We start from the raw sequence: 2,500 nt of genomic DNA on the forward strand, positions 1-2,500 counted from the left end.
ACACAGTGGACGCGAGCAACTGAGGACAAGCCCTCGGCCTATTAGTACCAGTCAACTCCACCGGTCACCCGGCTTCCATATCTGGCCTATCAACCCAGTCGTCTACTGGGAGCCTTACCCCATCAAGTGGGTGGGAGCCCTCATCTCGAAGCAGGCTTCCCGCTTAGATGCTTTCAGCGGTTATCCCTCCCGAACGTAGCCAACCAGCCATGCCCTTGGCAGGACAACTGGCACACCAGAGGTTCGTCCGTCCCGGTCCTCTCGTACTAGGGACAGCCCTTCTCAAGACTCCTACGCGCACAGCGGATAGGGACCGAACTGTCTCACGACGTTCTAAACCCAGCTCGCGTACCGCTTTAATGGGCGAACAGCCCAACCCTTGGGACCGACTCCAGCCCCAGGATGCGACGAGCCGACATCGAGGTGCCAAACCATCCCGTCGATATGGACTCTTGGGGAAGATCAGCCTGTTATCCCCGGGGTACCTTTTATCCGTTGAGCGACGGCGCTTCCACAAGCCACCGCCGGATCACTAGTCCCGACTTTCGTCCCTGCTCGACCCGTCAGTCTCACAGTCAAGCTCCCTTGTGCACTTACACTCAACACCTGATTGCCAACCAGGCTGAGGGAACCTTTGGGCGCCTCCGTTACTCTTTAGGAGGCAACCGCCCCAGTTAAACTACCCACCAGACACTGTCCCTGATCCGGATCACGGACCCAGGTTAGACATCCAGCACGACCAGAGTGGTATTTCAACAATGACTCCACGAACACTGGCGTGCCCGCTTCACAGTCTCCCACCTATCCTACACAAGCCGAACCGAACACCAATATCAAGCTATAGTAAAGGTCCCGGGGTCTTTCCGTCCTGCTGCGCGAAACGAGCATCTTTACTCGTAGTGCAATTTCACCGGGCCTATGGTTGAGACAGTCGAGAAGTCGTTACGCCATTCGTGCAGGTCGGAACTTACCCGACAAGGAATTTCGCTACCTTAGGATGGTTATAGTTACCACCGCCGTTTACTGGCGCTTAAGTTCTCAGCTTCGCCACCCCGAAGAGTGACTAACCGGTCCCCTTAACGTTCCAGCACCGGGCAGGCGTCAGTCCGTATACATCGCCTTACGGCTTCGCACGGACCTGTGTTTTTAGTAAACAGTCGCTTCTCGCTGGTCTCTGCGGCCACCACCAGCTCACACCGCAAGGGTGATCACCAGCAATGGCCCCCCTTCTCCCGAAGTTACGGGGGCATTTTGCCGAGTTCCTTAACCATAGTTCACCCGAACGCCTCGGTATTCTCTACCTGACCACCTGAGTCGGTTTAGGGTACGGGCCGCCATGAAACTCGCTAGAGGCTTTTCTCGACAGCATAGGATCATCCACTTCACCACAATCGGCTCGGCATCAGGTCTCACCCTTCAATGAGGAACGGATTTACCTGCTCCTCGGGCTACACCCTTACCCCGGGACAACCACCGCCCGGGCTGGACTACCTTCCTGCGTCACCCCATCACTTACCTACTACCACCTTGGATCAGCGGCTCCACCACTCCCCATCACTCCGAAGAGATCAAGGGCGGCTTCACGGCCTTAGCATCAGAGGATTCGATATTGGGCGCTTCAAAGCGGGTACCGGAATATCAACCGGTTGTCCATCGACTACGCCTGTCGGCCTCGCCTTAGGTCCCGACTTACCCTGGGCAGATCAGCTTGACCCAGGAACCCTTAGTCAATCGGCGCACACGTTTCCCACGTGTGTATCGCTACTCATGCCTGCATTCTCACTCGTGAACCATCCACAACTCGCTTACGCGGCTGCTTCACCCGGCACACGACGCTCCCCTACCCATCACAACAGCCGTTAGGCCTCATGCTGCAATGACACGACTTCGGCGGTACGCTTGAGCCCCGCTACATTGTCGGCGCGGAATCACTTGACCAGTGAGCTATTACGCACTCTTTCAAGGGTGGCTGCTTCTAAGCCAACCTCCTGGTTGTCTCTGCGACTCCACATCCTTTCCCACTTAGCGTACGCTTAGGGGCCTTAGTCGATGCTCTGGGCTGTTTCCCTCTCGACCATGGAGCTTATCCCCCACAGTCTCACTGCCGCGCTCTCACTTACCGGCATTCGGAGTTTGGCTAAGGTCAGTAACCCGGTAGGGCCCATCGCCTATCCAGTGCTCTACCTCCGGCAAGAAACACACGACGCTGCACCTAAATGCATTTCGGGGAGAACCAGCTATCACGGAGTTTGATTGGCCTTTCACCCCTAACCACAGGTCATCCCCCAGGTTTTCAACCCTGGTGGGTTCGGTCCTCCACGAAGTCTTACCTCCGCTTCAACCTGCCCATGGCTAGATCACTCCGCTTCGGGTCTTGAGCGTGCTACTCAACCGCCCTATTCGGACTCGCTTTCGCTACGGCTTCCCCACACGGGTTAACCTCGCAACACACCGCAAACTCGCAGGCTCATTCTTCAAAAGGCACGCAGTCACGACGCAG

General features: G+C 56.7%; 1 rRNA gene (cut by a window edge). It reads right to left on the minus strand.

Features of this window, described 5'->3' with window-relative positions:
* Window positions 1-21 precede the first annotated feature (21 nt).
* Window positions 22-2,500: ribosomal RNA gene (locus NMK44_RS41730) — 23S ribosomal RNA — on the minus strand (it continues 647 nt past the right edge of the window).

The sequence above is a fragment of the Streptomyces cucumeris genome, from assembly GCF_024295805.1.
GTDB classification, from domain to species: Bacteria; Actinomycetota; Actinomycetes; order Streptomycetales; family Streptomycetaceae; genus Streptomyces; species Streptomyces cucumeris.